The 17,055-nt window shown below is 36.1% G+C and carries 14 protein-coding genes; 10 read left to right on the top strand and 4 right to left on the bottom strand.

Translation table 11 applies throughout. The annotated features are described in order from the left end of the window. The first annotated feature begins 13 nt into the window (after positions 1-13). Positions 14-1,357 carry a KAP family P-loop NTPase fold protein gene (locus B2R65_RS09130; protein ID WP_273611449.1) on the top strand — a complete coding sequence of 448 codons (1,344 nt, stop codon included), beginning with the start codon at positions 14-16 and terminating at the stop codon, positions 1,355-1,357. 1 nt (position 1,358) lies between these two features. On the opposite strand, the gene B2R65_RS09125 is transcribed toward B2R65_RS09130, so the two are convergent. Further along, positions 1,359-2,948, bottom strand: coding sequence for a hypothetical protein (locus B2R65_RS09125; protein WP_273611450.1), 1,590 nt, complete (start codon positions 2,946-2,948; stop codon positions 1,359-1,361). Positions 2,949-3,089: 141 nt separating this feature from the next. On the opposite strand from B2R65_RS09125, the gene B2R65_RS09120 reads away from it, so the two are divergent. Together B2R65_RS09120 and B2R65_RS09115 are read left to right on the top strand one after the other, a co-directional pair. Then, complete coding sequence (locus tag B2R65_RS09120; RefSeq protein ID WP_273611451.1) at positions 3,090-3,395, top strand: helix-turn-helix domain-containing protein; 306 nt, start codon at positions 3,090-3,092, stop codon at positions 3,393-3,395. 24 nt (positions 3,396-3,419) lie between these two features. Next, positions 3,420-5,216: an AAA family ATPase gene (locus B2R65_RS09115; protein ID WP_273611452.1), complete on the top strand. Its 1,797-nt coding sequence runs from the start codon at positions 3,420-3,422 to the stop codon at positions 5,214-5,216. Between the two features lie 4 nt (positions 5,217-5,220). On the opposite strand, the gene B2R65_RS09110 is transcribed toward B2R65_RS09115, so the two are convergent. Together B2R65_RS09110 and B2R65_RS09105 are read right to left on the bottom strand one after the other, a co-directional pair. Beyond that, positions 5,221-5,874 (bottom strand): DNA-methyltransferase, encoded by a 654-nt coding sequence (locus B2R65_RS09110; RefSeq protein WP_273611453.1) that lies wholly within the window; start codon positions 5,872-5,874, stop codon positions 5,221-5,223. Positions 5,875-5,887: 13 nt separating this feature from the next. Beyond that, positions 5,888-6,166 carry a hypothetical protein gene (locus B2R65_RS09105; RefSeq protein WP_273611454.1) on the bottom strand — a complete coding sequence of 93 codons (279 nt, stop codon included), beginning with the start codon at positions 6,164-6,166 and terminating at the stop codon, positions 5,888-5,890. Between the two features lie 212 nt (positions 6,167-6,378). Here B2R65_RS09105 and B2R65_RS09100 point away from each other — a divergent pair, with 212 nt between their 5' ends. Genes B2R65_RS09100 through cas6f form a run of 4 tightly spaced genes read left to right on the top strand, consistent with a single transcriptional unit; the run spans position 6,379 to position 11,236 of the window. Beyond that, entirely contained in the window at positions 6,379-7,554 is a 1,176-nt protein-coding gene (locus B2R65_RS09100) for a TniQ family protein (RefSeq protein WP_273611455.1), read from the top strand. 3 nt (positions 7,555-7,557) lie between these two features. Next, a complete protein-coding gene (locus B2R65_RS09095) occupies positions 7,558-9,609 on the top strand; it encodes a type I-F CRISPR-associated protein Csy2 (RefSeq protein WP_286742094.1) in 2,052 nt (683 codons plus the stop codon). Beyond that, positions 9,609-10,637 carry a type I-F CRISPR-associated protein Csy3 gene (csy3, locus tag B2R65_RS09090; protein WP_286742092.1) on the top strand — a complete coding sequence of 343 codons (1,029 nt, stop codon included), beginning with the start codon at positions 9,609-9,611 and terminating at the stop codon, positions 10,635-10,637. The genes B2R65_RS09095 and csy3 overlap by 1 nt, the downstream gene beginning before the upstream one ends. Next, positions 10,634-11,236 (top strand): type I-F CRISPR-associated endoribonuclease Cas6/Csy4, encoded by a 603-nt coding sequence (cas6f, locus tag B2R65_RS09085; protein ID WP_273611457.1) that lies wholly within the window; start codon positions 10,634-10,636, stop codon positions 11,234-11,236. The genes csy3 and cas6f overlap by 4 nt, the downstream gene beginning before the upstream one ends. A gap of 358 nt (positions 11,237-11,594) precedes the next feature. Here cas6f and B2R65_RS09080 read toward each other — a convergent pair whose 3' ends face one another. Beyond that, on the bottom strand, positions 11,595-12,131 hold the full coding sequence (locus tag B2R65_RS09080) for an antitoxin Xre/MbcA/ParS toxin-binding domain-containing protein (protein WP_273611458.1): 537 nt from the start codon (positions 12,129-12,131) through the stop codon (positions 11,595-11,597). A gap of 225 nt (positions 12,132-12,356) precedes the next feature. Between B2R65_RS09080 and B2R65_RS09075 the strand changes: the two genes are divergently transcribed. From B2R65_RS09075 to B2R65_RS09065, 3 genes are all read left to right on the top strand, one after another. Further along, the gene (locus B2R65_RS09075; RefSeq protein ID WP_273611459.1) at positions 12,357-12,728 is read left to right on the top strand and encodes a hypothetical protein; all 372 of its coding nucleotides are present in this window, start codon (positions 12,357-12,359) and stop codon (positions 12,726-12,728) included. Positions 12,729-12,996: 268 nt separating this feature from the next. Beyond that, on the top strand, positions 12,997-16,065 hold the full coding sequence (locus tag B2R65_RS09070) for a DEAD/DEAH box helicase (protein WP_273611460.1): 3,069 nt from the start codon (positions 12,997-12,999) through the stop codon (positions 16,063-16,065). A gap of 86 nt (positions 16,066-16,151) precedes the next feature. Next, the gene (locus tag B2R65_RS09065) at positions 16,152-17,048 is read left to right on the top strand and encodes a hypothetical protein (protein ID WP_286742087.1); all 897 of its coding nucleotides are present in this window, start codon (positions 16,152-16,154) and stop codon (positions 17,046-17,048) included. Positions 17,049-17,055 lie beyond the last annotated feature (7 nt).

The raw sequence follows: 17,055 nt of genomic DNA, 5'->3' as shown, positions 1-17,055 counted from the left end.
TATTAGGGAAAATATGAATAACACATTTGAAAGTCGTGATGAGTTTCATCGTAAGCCTGTAGCAGAAAACATGATTAAACTTTTGAGTTCATCTTTGGATGTATCTCCTATGATGCTTGATGGCAGTTGGGGAACGGGGAAATCTGAATTTTGTCAAAAAACAATTAATTTATTCAAATTAAAGGACACTCACCATTTAATCTATGTAGATGCATTTAAAGCTGATCATGTAGGTGAACCACTTGTCACGCTTCTATCAGAGATAATTAAGTTACTGCCAGAAAAAGAGCAGCCAGGCTTTATTAAAAAAATTATACCAGCTACAAAGTTTGGACTTAAAACAGGAGGAAAAGCTTTTGTTGGACATATTCTTAGGCAAGATTTTGCTAGTGTCGCCGATGATTATGACAAAGATATTCAAAAAGCCGCGGATAAAGCCATTGATGCTACAGTTGAGTCAATTATAAAAGATCAGGTACAAGCTGAAAAAAATCTAACTTCCCTTAAAGATGCGATATCCAGAGTAGCAGAAGAAAAAGCTATAGTGTTTTTTGTTGATGAGCTTGATAGGTGTAAGCCTAGCTTTGCTGTAGAAGTTCTAGAACTGATTAAACACGTGTTTGATATCGACAATGTTCAATTTGTACTGATTACTAACTCCCAACAATTGAGAGCATCAATAAATCATTGTTATGGTACTGATGTTGACTCTCAAAAGTATTTAGATAAGTTTTTAAAATTCACTATTAAACTCAGTAATAAGACTATACCAAATAGACTTGAACCAATTTTTGCTTCCATGACCTTATTTGAAAAGTTAGTTCGGGAAAATCAGCATTTACCAACAAACCTTTACTCACCTGAGTTACCTAAAAAATTTATTGAGTCGATAATTATCAACCTAGAACTATCTTTACGAGAAGTCGAAACGCTTGTTAGATATCTGGAAGTGTTGCAAGTCTTAACCGAGGGAAATGCATTTTCAGAAGGTAATTATTTGGGGTATTTATTGTTAAATACACTAGCTGTTGTTATCTATTGTTTCAAGCCCGATTTAGCTAATGAAATAAGCAACTCTAAGTATGATGCTAAAGAGATTGCTAATATCTTAGGAATAAAGAAAGTTAACCCATATCCTGAAGGTCATAATAGACCTTCGGTTCATGAAGTTCTAATGGTCATTTTAGCTAAAGATTGTGATGTTAATGCCGCTGAATTTATTCCTAAAGAAGATCAGGATAGTTGGGAAAAAACAATAAATGACGGCTTTTTTAATTGGGGCATAGACCCTGGCTACGCCATTCTAGAGCTTAAAAATACATTCGAAGTATTAGGGCTGCAACCTTCCAGTACTTAATTTATTTGATTGCAGGGGACATTTGCAATCTCAAGTTGTAATTTCTAAAAAAAACACCAGAGATTTTTTCAACAGCGAGTGTCTCCTCAAAAAATGATAAGCAAGTATTTATAATGCTTTCAGGCTTTAGTAAGTGCTCTAATTTATATGAAACATTCATTTTTTCTGCTTGCTCGACAAAGAGGTTGTAATTATGGGAAGGTGGAAATTCGTTTTTTAACAGCTCAAATATGTATTTTGTATCTATGGGGGTATTGATTGGGTAGCTGTCAATAAACTCTGCTAACTTACTAAATATTAATATATACCAGCGATCAAACATCCAAATCTGAGGGTGTGAATTATTTGTTTTTAATAAAGCTGGATACTTGGGATTTTTAACATTAAAATTTTCGTTGTGAGTCATATCGCTTTGTGAAGCTAGCCATATTTTCCATTTAGGGTAATCATTTGAAAAATACCTATCTTGTTCTGATGCATAAATGTCAGCATAGTTTGTTACCTGCTCTATAAACTTATATTTTTCTAGTTGCTTTTCTTTTTCAGTAATAGCTGTAAGTTTTGCTCTTTCTAAAGCCGAACGTGGAGGTGTAAAGTTAAGCCATTCGAATTTAAAATGTTTTGATTTTTTTATTCGACCTACGATGATCTGGCCTGATTCTTTTTTGAGGATATCGGGAATATCATGTTGAAATAAAAGAGCAATATTTAGCACTCGTTCTTGGTTAGATTTATTGAAAGCAATGCATTTTAAAAGTAAAAAATGTTCATGCTCTACTTCAAGTGACACTTTTTCGAACTTTATACTTTTACTTTTTACTACTTGGGCTGATAAATCGTAATTTTTACCATTGACATTATGATTAAATTCAATGCTGTGACTGGGGATTTTTAGTTGCTGTCGCTTTTTTAAGTTATTAAATTTACGAAGCGATCGCTGTCTTGATTCTTCAATTTGTTGTCGAATTTTTTTATTCATTTCTATTTGGTTGAGTTCAACTTTTTGATTTATTTCTTCTCTTAATTGATCCTCACACCAACCAAATAACCAATTAGACGTATCATCATTATGCTTAAGAGCACAATTTAAATCAGCATAATCTGAATCAATATAAACTGATAAATCATACTCTAAGGAAGCGATTTTCTTTTCACGATAAAAGTTAATTTTCTCTGCTGAGCAAGGCGATGTTACCTTAATTTCAACTAATAAATCACCGACATCAGTTTCTAACTTCACATCGGCTATGTATTTGTTATGAATGCTATATTCAAGTTTTGCAGACTTTATTAAGGCTTTTCTACTAGGTTCAGTTTTGCTGTAACCTCTATGGGAAATAGTAATCGCTGGGAGGTTTATTGTTTTAGCCGTTAAAAAATATTCTTGAGCGTACCGATGCAAAGCGGTCATTAAGCATGTTCTAGATTCTTCTTTAGTAGTATGAGCAAATGAATGTGCTTTTATTTTTCCGCCATTGCGTGCAATTAAAGGGTCATTACATGCGATACAGAAGCAATTACATGCTTTACCATTTTTGACATTACTTATTGAAACAATCTTACCAGACGCATCACTAGCAAAAACAAGCATAAAATTCCTTTTAACTCATAAATATATACATTAAGACATTACTAATTAAGTTTATATTTAAAAACTAAAATATCCTTAGTACACTTATAGGTTAGATACTAAGAGAATCTTAGCAAGATATGTTTTATAGCTAAGGTTCACATGGAAACTCCAACACCTTCACGCCTAAAATCTGCAAGAAAGGCAGCAGGCCTTACTCAGCAACAGCTAGGTATGGCATTAGGAATGGAGCCAAACACGGCTAGTGCTCGCATGAACCAATACGAAAAAGGCAAACATGCCCCTGATTTCTTAACCATGAAACGCATTGCTAAAGAGCTAGATGTACCAGTTGCCTACTTTTACTGTGAAGAAGATACATTGGCGGAATTAATTTGTGCTTTAGGTAAGTTAAAAAAAGAAGAGCAAATTGAATTATTAAATACCATTAGAATTAATAAGTTATAAGGATCAGGTAACATGGAGGTAAATGTGAATTCAATCAGAAATATTGGTAAAATTGAAGATGAATTTTGGCTTTTAGAAGACGTGCGCCAGTTAACTTTTTTTATAGGTCCAAATAATTCGGGTAAAAGCAGAGAGTTAAGAAAGTTATTCATAGATGAGAAGAGTAGGTGGTTTTTTGAGTTTTCTGAATATATAGCGGAGGAGTTGTTGTCTTTTTTTATAGATGGGCTTGCTCAAAGGAAATGGTCTAGCCAAATAGCCAGTTTTGGTAATGTAGATACTAATAAAATTCAAAGAGAACTACCTGCACTTATCAAAGCACCAATAGGGCTTGCGGACATTGGTAAAAAGATATACAAACTTGGCAAACCAGAAAATTACAATTCTCATTCGGAAGAGGAGCGTTTTAGTAAGTTCTTCGATAGTGTGTTTAGTTCATATTATGAACATGAAGATATTGAGAAACTCAAAGAAAGTACTAACGTTGCCGGATGGAGTAATATATATATTCCAACTCTTCGGGGATTGCGCCATGTTGCTGTGGAAGATATTTTTGAAGCTCGAACAAACTCAGACTACTTTCCTAAATTAAAAAAAGGTGAATGTGAGGTTTTTACAGGTCACAGCCTTTATAAAGATCTCACACAACACTTACTAGGCTCTTACGGAAAACGGCAAAAAGTCCGCGAGTATGAAAAGTATCTATCTGAAAACTTCTTTTTTGGCAGGGATATTTCGTTAGTTCCAATGGTTGATAAAGATGTTGTATATGTCAAAGAAGGTGATGATGCAGACAGGCCTATCTATGATTTAGGCGATGGTATTCAATCAATTATATTATTAACTTATAAAGTTTTTATGGCTGAAAAACCGACAATGTTTTTTATTGAAGAGCCAGAACACTTTTTACACGCTGGACTTCAAAGAACATTAATTGAAACATTTGCAAAGCATAAAGAACATATGTTTTTTATGACTACCCATTCAAACCACTTTTTAGATTTGGCTCAAGAGCGTGACGATATTTCTATTCAACAAGTTTCAAGGGTAAAAGGTGAGAGTAAAGTACAAGCCTCATTAGATTACGGTGAGTTACTTAATGAGCTTGGTGTACGTGCATCGTCGGTACTTCTTGCTAATTGTTCAATTTGGGTGGAGGGCGTTACTGATAAATTATACTTGCGAGCCTATCTAAATAAATACATCGAAGAGCTTGAAGATGAAGATAAGAAAAGTAAGCTGAAAAGTTATCATGAAAATCTTCATTTTGTTTTCACAGAGTACCAAGGCAGTAATATTACTCATTGGGATTTCAGTGACGGTCTTGAAAGCGATGGTAGTGAAACCCCCGCTAAAAGACTCAACAGAAATATCTTACTAATTGCTGATGCAGATATTGAGTGCAAAGGTGAGCGTGTTGAAAGCTTACGAGTAGCTTTGGGTGAGGCATTTTATTTACTTGAATATAAGGAAATCGAAAACTTTATACCCTTTGATATTTTGATTGATACTGCTAAAGCTAGATGGGGAACTTTTACCCAAAGAGCCGATTGTGATATCGATAAATTTAATAAAATTAAAGAAAGCTCATTTAGAAAAAAAGATGTTGGTATCGGTAAGGTTTTAGAGCGTAATGTCGTTAAAGCTGAAGGACTTAAGCGGAACTTTTACTCTGACAAATCAGGTACAATTAAAGACAAAGTTAAATTTTGTCATACTGCAATTTCACTAATGAATGAATCTGATGATTGGAAATTAACGCCAGAGCTAACTTTATTATGTAAAAGGGTCTGGGACTTTATTGAATCACATAATCAATAACTGCTTATGTGATTCGACCTTTTAGGTGTGAATGGGCAGATTCTGAAATATCACATCCGATAGCTTGTCGATTTAAGTTATTGGCTGCTACTAAAGTAGCTCCTGAGCCGAAAAAAGGATCGACGACGAGTTCATTTTCATTACTGCTTTGAGAGATAAGCGTTTCAATTAACTTAACTGGTTTTTCAGTAGGGTAGCCCCTATATACTCTTTTACAAGTGAGGATGTCTGGCACGCTTAGATCATTTAACTTACGCTTACCTTTCTCGAAAAAAAGAATATATTCGTGTCTAGCTCTGTAATGATAACCCATTCCAATAGTCACTTTATCCCAAATTATTGGCTTCCAAAACTTGAAACCTACGTTTTCAGCTATTGGCTTAATATAAAACATTGTTTCTTGATCGCAGAATAGATAAAAATGAGAACCTTTTTTAAGCACTCTGTAAATTTCAATTAGTAGTTCTTCAAAGCGATTATTTGGGAATATGTCGAACCATTGATTACTTGACGATTGACTTACTTTTAGGCGAGTGGTGGTTCCTATTTTTCGATGTTTTTCTAAGGATTCGTAGGGTGGATCAGTAATTAAAAGATCAACACTCTCGGTTGAAAGTGTTGATAACCAATTTACCGCATCATCTTTATGTACTTGCATTAAATCTCTTTAGCTAAAGTGTGCTACACAAACGGCCATTGTGAAAAGCTTTCGAAGCAATGCCCTTTTTTAATCTTCGACAATCACTGCAATAGCTTTGATATCCATCAGGGTTGCGAGCTGTTTTACGAGCAGGAGTAATTCCAAAAGAAGCCGGATATGGATGGAATATATGTTCAGAACCATTAGCGTCAGAACAATGAGGGCATGATTTAAACTTTTGACCGGTTGATGAATCTTTCTTTTGAACCATACCGCTATTTAAAGCTTTGCCACAGCAGTTACAAGCCATAAAAATCTCCTTATAAGTTAGCTTTGTATTATCAAATTTGAATTTTTATTATGTTACTGGCCATTAATACATCCTTTAGAAATGCCGTAACGCTCTCTACAGTATCAGATATTGTACTTTTGTGAAGTACGAATGATTTAACGATAATTATTTTGACTATCTAATTTATTTAGCCTAAACCTAAACTAAGATTTTCTTAGTTTAGGTTGGCGATGCATTTTTTAGTTCAAACAAAACCTTACCCAGATGAGGCGCTTGAAAGCTATTTACTAAGGCTTGCAAGTGATAACTCATACGATGGCTATAGTGAGCTTGCTGATATTTTATGGCAATGGCTTGCAGAGCAAGATCATGAACTTGAAGGTGCGTTGCCGTTAGAGCTGAGTAAAGTTGATGTTTATCATGCTAGGCAAGCGAGCAGCTTTAGAATAAGAGCGCTTAAGTTAGTAGCCCAATTAGCTGATGTAAACGCTGGTAATATTCTTGCGCTTGCATGGCGGCGCAGTAACTTTAAATTTGGCAATCTTGCCGCAGTAAGCCGTAATGAGCTGACTATTCCCCTTGAGCTACTTCGCACTGATAATATACCTGTTTGCATTGAATGCTTGTTTGAATCTTCTTACGTTCCTTTTTATTGGCATTTAAAGCCCTATAAGACGTGCCATAAGCATAAAACACAATTAACTACACATTGTGGTGAATGCCATGAATTAATTGATTATAGAGCTTCTGAGGCGTTTTTAGAGTGTGATTGTGGTTGTAAACTAACCAGTAGTGAACAGTTAAACGATGCAGACTTTAAAATTGCATCTGCGCTTGCAAGTAGTAGCAGCCAAAAAATAGTGGGGTTAATATCGTGGTTTGCGAAGGTTAAGCAACTTGATGTAAGTGATGCTGACTTTAACCGTACTTTTATTGATTATTTTAGTACTTGGCCTGATGGTCTTACAGCTGAATTAAACTTACTCACAAACAATGCGCGGCTCAAACAACTTAACCCTTTTAATAAAACTAAGTTTAACTCTGTGTATAGCAGTGTGATCCGTGATGGTCAAATAGCTGCAACAAGTAACCGTAAAAACAAAGTTCTTGATGAGATTATTAATTACTTTGTCGAATTAGTTGATAGTAATCCTAAAGCTAAACATCCAAATATTGCTGACTTACTGCTTTGTACTTTTGACACCGCAGTATTATTAAACACCACCACAGAGCAAGTTTACAGGCTTCACCAAGAAGGCTTTTTAAACTGTGCTTACCCACAAAAAAAGCACGAACAGCTCAGAGCTGATAGCCATGTTTTTTATTTACGCCAAGTAATTGAACTACAGCAAGCATTCGCAGCTGAAAAGACTCAAACAAAAAAACAATTTATAGCGCCGTGGTAACTTATGAACTTACAAGATGCATTTGCAATTGAATCACTAAAAGAAAAAACCACAGCACTTAGAAAGTTGTTTGCCCCATACACGCCTCATGTTGCGGTAGATGGCTTTGAAGAACAAGCGCTGACTGTGTTCATTAACCTAGTTTATAAGCGCAGTGAGATTGATGATTTAACAAGTGTAAGAACTGCTAAAAGTGTATTGCGCGATGAAGTGTTACTGAGTAAGTGCATTAACGAAGTTAAATGGTTTCATACTCATAACTTAAAATACCCCGATATACGCGTAAGCCATCAACGTTTAATTAGTGAGGTTGTAAGTGAAGATATTGCGGGTATTTGCAGCCGGTCATTACCTTTAAGTTTTGGCTGGTCGCACAACAGTGCTGAAATTAATCATGCAAAGTTATTTTTAACCTCGTTTAATTGGCAAGGTGAAGTGACTTGTTTAGCAAAGTTATTAATAACTGAAGAGCCTGTTTGGATTAATTTAATAAGAGCCTACGGGTTTACTAAAAAGGCGGTTTTAGACATCGCGGCTAAAATAAAACAACAGTTGCCAGTGGCAGAACTCCCATTAGAAGTAAGCTCTTTTTCACCACAACTACAAATGCCATTCCAGCAAAGCTACCTTGCGATTACGCCTGTAGTAAGCCATGCAATGCTAGCTAAAATTCAGCAATTAACAACAGAGCGTAAGTTAAACTTTGGTTTAATTGAGCACTCAAGGCCAGCCAATGTAGGCGATTTAGCAAGCTCAGTAGGTGGCAATATAAGAGCCTTGCGTTACTTTCCTAAAACAAATTCAAAGGCTATTAACCGCCCTAAAGTAGCCAATGATGATATTGAGAAAGCATTTAAAGTTCGTGCGCTATTAAGCAGTCAATTTCAACAGGCGCTTTTGGTGTTAGTGGGTATTAAGCAGTTTAATACGTTAAGGCAAAAGCGATTAGCGGGAGTCGCGGCTATTAGGCAAGTACGTATTAGCTTGCAGTTATGGCTTGATAACATTCTGGAAGCTAAAAATAACGCTCAAGGGCAAGCTTACCCTGAGTGGGCAAAGCATTACTTAGATCAGAGTATTACTAACTGCATTAGCCAATTTAGTAACGTATTAAATGAGAGCCTTAGTAATTTAAGTAAGCTCAAACGCTTTGCGTATCACCCTAATTTAATGGGGCTGTTCAAAACGCAGTTAAACTATGTGTTTACTCACTGTGCAACGGAAGAGGAAACATTAAATGATGAGCAAATAGTGTATGTACATTGCCAAGATATGCGAGTGTTTGATGCCGAGGCAATGGCTAACCCATATATTCAAGGCATGCCGTCACTTACTGCTTTAAATGGGCTTGCTCATAACTTTGAGCGTAAGCTAAAAAATTTTATAGACCCTTCAATTAAGTGTATTGGTAGTGCCATTTACATTGAAAACTATCAGCTACATACAGGTAAACCATTACCCGAGCCAAGTAAGTTAAAACAAGTTGCTGGCCATACTCATGTGATAAGTTCCGGTATTATCGATAAGCCTAAATGCGATATAACACTCGATTTAGTATTTAGGCTTTTTGTACCAAATATTGAGCTTTTAGATAAGTTGAATAGTCAGCTTATAAAGCCCGCACTACCATCTATGTTTGAGGGCGGGACTATGCATCCACCTTCGTTATATCAAAATATAGATTGGTGCCATTTACATACTAAACCAAGTGAGCTGTTTAAAAATATAAAGGCAAAATCGTCAAATGGCAGTTGGTTATACCCTTCGAAAAAAGTAGTTAAAAGTTTTGAACAATTGATTGATGCCCTTAACGGTAACTTTAATTTAAGACCCGCTGCAATTGGTTTTGCTGCGCTTGAAGAACCCGTAAAGCGAGATACAGCCCTACATGAATACCATTGTTATGCTGAGCCCGTAATCGGGTTGTTAGAGTGTGTTAGCAATACATCAGTAAAGTACGCAGGCGCTAAGCAGTTCTTTCATGACGCATTTTGGGTTATGGATGTTCAAAAAGAGTCTATGCTTATGAAAAAGTCTAAGTTTGAGTATGAATAATGCAATTACCTCGGCACTTAAGTTACACGCGTTCTCTCTCACCCAGTAAAGCGGTGTTTTTTTATAAAACACCAGAGTCTGACTTTGAACCGCTACAAATAGAGCAAAATAAATTAGTTGGGCAAAAGTCAGGGTTTGGCGATGCGTATCAAAAGCAAAATGTGGCTAAAAACTTAGCGCCACAAGATCTCGCTTTTGGGAACCCTCAAACAATTGATGTGTGCTATGTGCCTCCAACAGTAAATGAGCTACTTTGCCGTTTTTCACTCAGGGTTGAGGCTAATAGCAATGAGCCACATGTTTGTGATGATCCTAAAGTTATTTATTGGTTAAAACGTTTTTTTGAAACCTATAAAAAGCACAATGGCCTTAATGAAGTTGCTACCCGTTACGCTAAAAATATACTGATGGGCAATTGGCTTTGGCGCAACCGTCAATCACCGAACGTTGATATTGAAATCCTCACAGAACATGCAGACCCAATTATTGTTGAAGGTGCACAAAAACTAAAATGGCAAGACAATTGGCAGAATAATCAAACGGCATTATTAACGTTGTCAGAAGCTATTCAAGAAGGGCTTAGTAACCCTCAAAATTATTGTTATTTAGATATAACCGCAAAAATTAAAAATGCATTTAGCCAAGAGGTTCACCCAAGTCAAAAGTTTGTAGATACTGTTGAACAGGGCATGTCATCTAAACAACTTGCATATACTCAAGTAGGCGATAAAAAAGCAGCAAGTTTAAACTCGCAAAAAGTAGGGGCCGCTATTCAAACTATCGATGATTGGTATGAGGGAGGTTACAAACCTTTGCGCACCCATGAATATGGCGCAGATAAGCAAATATTAGTTGCACACAGAACACCTAAGACCCATTCAGACTTTTATTCATTACTCCCGCGCATTGCTTTGCATATTAAACACATGGAAAAGCATGGTTTAGATCAAAGTGAACAATCAAACGCAGTTCACTTTATTGCGTCAGTGTTGATCAAAGGTGGCTTGTTCCAAAGGAGTAAAGCTTGAAGCGCTATTACTTTACCATTACTTATCTACCTAAAAATTGTGATGTAAGCCTGCTGGCTGGGAGGTGTATCGGCATTTTACACGGGTTCATGAGTTCACGCGGAATAAGTAATATTGGTGTGTGCTTTCCTAAGTGGAATGAGCAAACGGTAGGTGATCAAATAGCGTTTGTATCAATAGATAAAAAGCAATTAAACAACCTATCTCAGCAAAGCTATTTTGAGATGATGGCTCATGATAAGTTATTTGGCTTATCAAAAATACTCGAAGTACCAACAGAGCAAAATGAGGTTATGTTTATTCGCAATCAATCAGTAGCCAAAGCTTTTGTTGGCGAAAAGCAAAGGCGGTTAAAACGCGCTAAAAAACGAGCTGAAGCCAGAGGCGAAGTCTACAATCCAGAATATCAATTTGAGGCAAAAGACATAGGCCATTTTCATTCAATACCCGTATCAAGCAAAGGCAACGGGGAAAATTTTATACTTCATATACAAAGAATTGAAAATGCTAATGCGGTAGGAAATCAATTTAATAATTATGGCTTTGCTACAAATCAAACATTTCAAGGCACAGTTCCCTCTTTGAATACCCTTTTTTAATAGTTATAAAACACTCTTTTAATTTTCAACTGGTTATAAGGTTGGTTAAAAATAAGGGTAAATAATTTAAATGCGTTTAACAGTTTGGTATTTATAGAAATTTAAACTATTTTTAATAGTGAACTGCCGAGTAGGCAGCTGGAAATGAAGAGGACTGGATCATAGGGATGCTTTACACGTGAACTGCCGAGTAGGCAGCTGGAAATTGAAGGTCAACCAGGTTTAACGAAAGATGGATGTGAACTGCCGAGTAGGCAGCTGAAGTTAGGCCGGGAAGTGAATAACCACAAATTGTGACTTTTAACTGCCGAAAAGGCAGAGGCTAAATAGAGAGACCCCAGCAAAAGCTGGGATGTTTTTAAGCGTTATAACCGTATTTAAGGCTATTTATAACGTTCTTAATTAACCTTCTACCAGCAATTGTATTTACAAATGTTAAAGGTGTTTTAGAGCTAAATTGTAAGGAGTACGTATTTAGCCATTTATTCCATCGTTCAATATTTTCAAAGTAATCAATACAAGCTGATGCTAGATGAGCTAACTCAAAGGTATTTTCACTCAAAGTTGCATTTAAACGTGTGTACTCTTTTTTATGACGTTCCAAAGTTCTAATATTTGTACCAATTGCTTTAGCAAAGGATTGAATATCCCAACCTAACTGAAGCCTAAACTCCTCAACACTCTTTATATCTAAACCACGCTGAATTAATTCAATTTCATCTAAAGGGTTTGAGCTTAAATTAACTTTTCCATTGCTGAGTATATCTACAAATTTATGATTAGCACTAGGTTGAATATCACTAGGCATACATACCTCAAAGCCAAGAAAAGTTATATTTAATAATAGCACTTCTGTTATCCAGCTGATAGTCGGATTAGAGCGATAACCGGACATTGATATTTGCTTAATATCATCCCTAGTTTATTGGTTAAACTGCTCTTTGCGCATATATTCATGAATATGAGCGACGCGCGCAGATTGTTCTATTTTACTTTTTTAGAAAGCTAAGTGATAGTAATACCTTAGGTAATTTGTTAAAACTATATAAAGTAAATAAATGAGCGTTAAGTCCCCAGAAATATGCGCGATGAACGCGCTATTTAATTATTAGGTGGTGCTATGAAATCAAACCGTTGTTTACCTCTAATTTTTTGGGCGCTCATACCAATAACTGTAAATGCACAAACACGCGGTGGCATTTGTCAGAGCGCTGTCTGTGATTTTACAGGGGGATTGATTGGCTTAACTTTGCTTGTATTATTTTTTCTTTTTCTTTCTACATCGATAGCTAAACATGGTTTTTGGAGAGGAATTTTTGAACATACAGCAGTGAGGATTCTGATTGTATATTGTGCAGTGATTGCTGGGTTAATTTTTGCGATGTTGTTAGCTATTGAAGTTTTTGGAAAAATAGGCGGCGTTTTATTGTTCATCGCCATTGCGTTCATGCCTAAGTCTTGGATAAAAGGTATTAAAGAAGATGATAAATAAAGTACCTAACAATCTCCATCAAAAACGCGCCCGTTACCAAGTCCGCAATTGGCACCGCGCCGAACCTCGCAAAGAGCGAGAACCAGTCAGTCAAAAATTTTGATACCTGAAGTCAAGATTTGACTATCGTTGGCTTTTTCATTTGATGAAAGTAAATGTTTTTAATCGTGATGTATGATGTTGGAGCAAAGCTTGATTAATCAAAAAAGGTGTTCATCACTAAGAATCTAAATAATTGGAATATAAAAATAATAACAAGGGTGTTTAAATGAAAGTTAGTGGTTTCACTGTTAATCAAGATTTGTGGCAAAGTCTTAGACACTGCCAGAAAGAAAGTATTCAAACGGCGCTTAGTTACATAAAAAAGCCGGTAAATGAAAATGCGAACTCTTGTCTGATTAGCTTGCCAACAGGTGCGGGTAAGTCTGGTGTAATAAGTATTGTATCTCACAAAGCGACCCAAAAACGGGTGTTGGTTTTATGTCACCGACGTGCCGTTTGCGACCAACTCTTTAAAGAAATAGATGGCAAGTTCTTTAGTGACCGTGTTGAAGGCGAGGTTATAAAACGTAAGACTGTTTACAGCGATGTGAACGATACATCTAAAAATGGTGTTTACGTTTCTACATTCCAAAAATTGCAAACCTTTGATAGCAATCAACTTGAGCGATTAAAGCAAGATATCGACCTTATTATTATTGATGAGGGTCATGCTGAACCCTCTCCAGTATGGAGTACATTGGTGCGTGGTATTGACGCTCATAAAGTTGTTATTACAGCTACTCCGTACAGGAATGATTTGTATCAATTCGATGTTACCGAAGACGCTAGTTATATTTATACCTTTAAAAGAGCGCTTGCAGACGGTGTTTTGAAAGAGCCAACTTTTGAACAAATCTTTTTAGCTGAATTAAGCGGTAAAATCACACAGTTCTTAGAGGCTAATGAGGGCACAAAGTGCATTATCAAGTGTGAAAAGTTTGAAGATATTAATCGCTTTTACTATTTGTTAAACGATGACTTTTCGGTGTTAGCTATACACGAGCAATTTACTAAAGATGAACGAGATAATGTAAAAGTTTCTGTACCAGCGAACCTTAAAGGTTCTGATTACCAAGTCATTATTCACCAGAGGAAACTGGATGAAGGGGTCGATATTCCGGAGGCGAAGTTATTGGTTTTGGCCTATGCAGTCAATAGTGGTCGGGAACTAGTTCAAACAATCGGAAGAGTAGTTCGTTTATATGGTGCTATTGAACCTAAAATTTTGGAAATTGAAAGCGATGCAAATAGCCAAATGTGGCAAAACTACAGAAAATTTGATCGTTCACTAGATAGTGCTGATTCAGTAAAAAAATTCATAGCATCACTAGACAGTAATAAGTTGATTGAGCGTTACCTAGAAGCGTTCCCTGATGTGAGTTATTACGGGAACCGCTTTGTAAGTAAGTTTGACCTTAATACCTTCGAGCCGGAAAGTTCTCTTAATATCCCAACAGCATCAATTTGTTTTTTGAACCAATCACAGGGATTCAGCGTTCAGCTTTTATCTGATCATCTATATTGGCGATGTAATAATGCTGGTGAACTCGCGAGAATATTTGCTACAGAAACTGGTATTCATGGTGTTATATCAATCGCATTCAATAAGTCTCGGTTTTTAACAGACCAGTTTTTCTTTGAGCCTTCACTTGAAATAACATTGTATAAACAGCTCTCGAACAACGTTGTTGCAATTTATGATAGCCGAGGTCGCAGATTTAATGGTGAGAAAGATATAAAACTCGGCTCTGCGGTATCTCTAGATAAACTGCTTAAGGTAATGTCATTAGGTGAATCAGCCTCAACGAAAGAAGCGAGTAGTAAATCGATTAGTTCTGCTAGAAAGCGTCCTGAAAGCATCGCGGTAAAAGGACGTAACTTAGAGCAAATGGCTGACATGCAAGCTAATGCTTCATATCGGTTAGCCACGATGCGTTGTGATACCTATGACCAATCCAATAAAAAGAAAGGTAGTTATTATGTAGGCGCAGATTCTGGGCGAATCTCAGATCAAAAAGAGTCATCGTTTACTTTGGGTGATCTTAATGATTGGCTTACAGATATTGATAGCGTCATATCTGCAAATATTAATATAAAGAACGCCTTAATACATTCATATGCAAAGCCAATATCTGTTGATGAAAACTTTGAAGCTCACAGTTTGATTTTTGATTTAACAGAGTATGAGTCTCCGATTAGTATTTTTATAGCTGAGGAAAAATATAAACTCGATAATTCGTTTTTGTATTTAATTTATGATAACGGTGCTTTACTTGTTGATGGTGTTGAGGAAAGTAAAATCTTAGTCAACTTTAATAAAGAAGAACCTTATCTAGAAATTACACCAGAAGTGGAAATACTATATTCACTTGAAGGTGGGGAACACCAAGACATAACTGACTTTCTCAACGAGCACTTACATAAAGCTCTTTTGGCTAACGGGATAAGCTTTTCAAACGGTAAGTTCTATCAATTAACACTTCCTCTGGCTGATAGTTTCGTACTAGGTGCTTCAAATCTTGCCAATGTTGTTATTGGGCTTAAACCACTTATTGGTGAAGATTTAGATGAGAAGGGATGGCAAAAAGAGAAAAAGGATAAAAAGGGTTTTCATCAAATAGTGGATGATGGCTTTAGTCCGCATTCTGTTTTTTATTTAGTGGATCAATTAAAAGCTAACGGGTTTGATAACCCAACTAAAAACGAATTAGGTCCATTTGCTCCTTATATACCCGAAGCTGATTTGTTAATTAACACGGATATGGGAACTGAGCCTGCTGACTTCATAGTTTCGTCAAAAAATAAATTGGCTTTTGTTCACGTTAAATGTGGCAAAGCTACAAAAATGCCAAAATCGTCGGCTGGTGCACTAGCAGAGGTTGGCTCCCAAGCCATAAAAAACATTGACATGCTTATTAGTGGAGATATTGAACTGAAGCCTTTTAATTGGAATAGGCTTCATACAGCTTGGCCAGATTCTGATGCCGCACAAAATATTGTTGAAAGAATTAGAGTTTTTCAAGGTGAAAAGTTTAGTGCTCAAAATGAGCAGGAAAGGTTAGAAAAATTAAATGAGTTATGGGGCACAGTTGCTGCAAGAAGACGCTCAACAGCAGTAAAAAAAGAAATTTGGATTGTTGTTGCCAATGGCTTTTCAGCCAAACATTTTGAGCGGCAATTAAAGTTAGGTCCAGAGGCTAATGGCGAAACCTTACAAGCTTTTCAGTTATTTAATAGTTGGTTGGCAACAGCTCATGATAATGATGTTGAGTTGAAGGTTTTTGTTTCACCATAGTGGTAAATGTGATCTAAGGAATAAGCTTTTGGTCATGCTAAATTTTAATTAAAATAGAATTGTTTAGATTAAATTGAAGGCAAATTATGGATGATTATTCTTTAAAGGTTAAGCAAGAAATTTTAACGCTTTATTCAAAAGGAAATAGAGTAGATGACGCTTTTCAGCTTTTTTCAAAACACCGGATGAAGTTGAGTAAAGCTGAGAAAGAAGTGTTTCGAGAGAAGTATGCAAATAAATCAAGCAAAGAAGATTTAAGTGACTTTATAGGCTCATTAAATTTTGATGACGCGAAAAGCAACTATGAAATAAGTAAGAAAACAAGTAAGAGAAAGTTAGCTAGTAGAAAGCTCGAAAAGAAAAGCTACGGCCCTAAGTTTAATGTAGAGCGGTATCTTCTAACTAAGGAGAGCTCTGATTCATATCTGAGTAGTTCACTCGAAATAGACCGTGATGCTTCGCTCATATCGTCCCAAACATTTTCTTATGAGTTAGATGAGCTTCAGCAAAAAGAGCCTGACTTAAATAGCCCAAGTGATGAGGTACCACTTCATCTATATGTTTATGATCCAGAAGATGTAAATGAACTTAGTCTTGATGAAATCTCAGAGGTTTGGCTGCATAGGTATGAGCTATGTGGAACAAAAGAAGCTGCGGCAGAGGTGCTTGCTCTTAAGGATATAAATGATGGAAATGTTGATAGCTATCAAGGCTGGGAAAGTTATTTAAATCATGACTATATTACTGAATTTGAAAATAAAGTAAAAAGTGATGCATTCGTTCGGGCTGATCACTGTGCAAGTCAAGAAGCGATTAAAGTTGATAATCCATTTGATAGAAAAAAACATAGCCGATCGCAACTCATTAAGTTGCCTTTAAAGCAGATTATAAAATTATGGGAAGAACGAGATTATTCTTTTAATTCAGTTGCAGCCGCTTGTGAAGCTTTAGCAATTATTCGTTATACTGTAGTGGTCAACTAATTTTGGC

This window comes from Pseudoalteromonas sp. UBA2102 (assembly GCF_002331165.1).
GTDB classification, from domain to species: Bacteria; Pseudomonadota; Gammaproteobacteria; order Enterobacterales; family Alteromonadaceae; genus Pseudoalteromonas; species Pseudoalteromonas atlantica.
The sequence above is the reverse complement of the archived record's forward strand: the minus strand, read 5'-3'. Positions and strand labels throughout refer to the sequence as shown.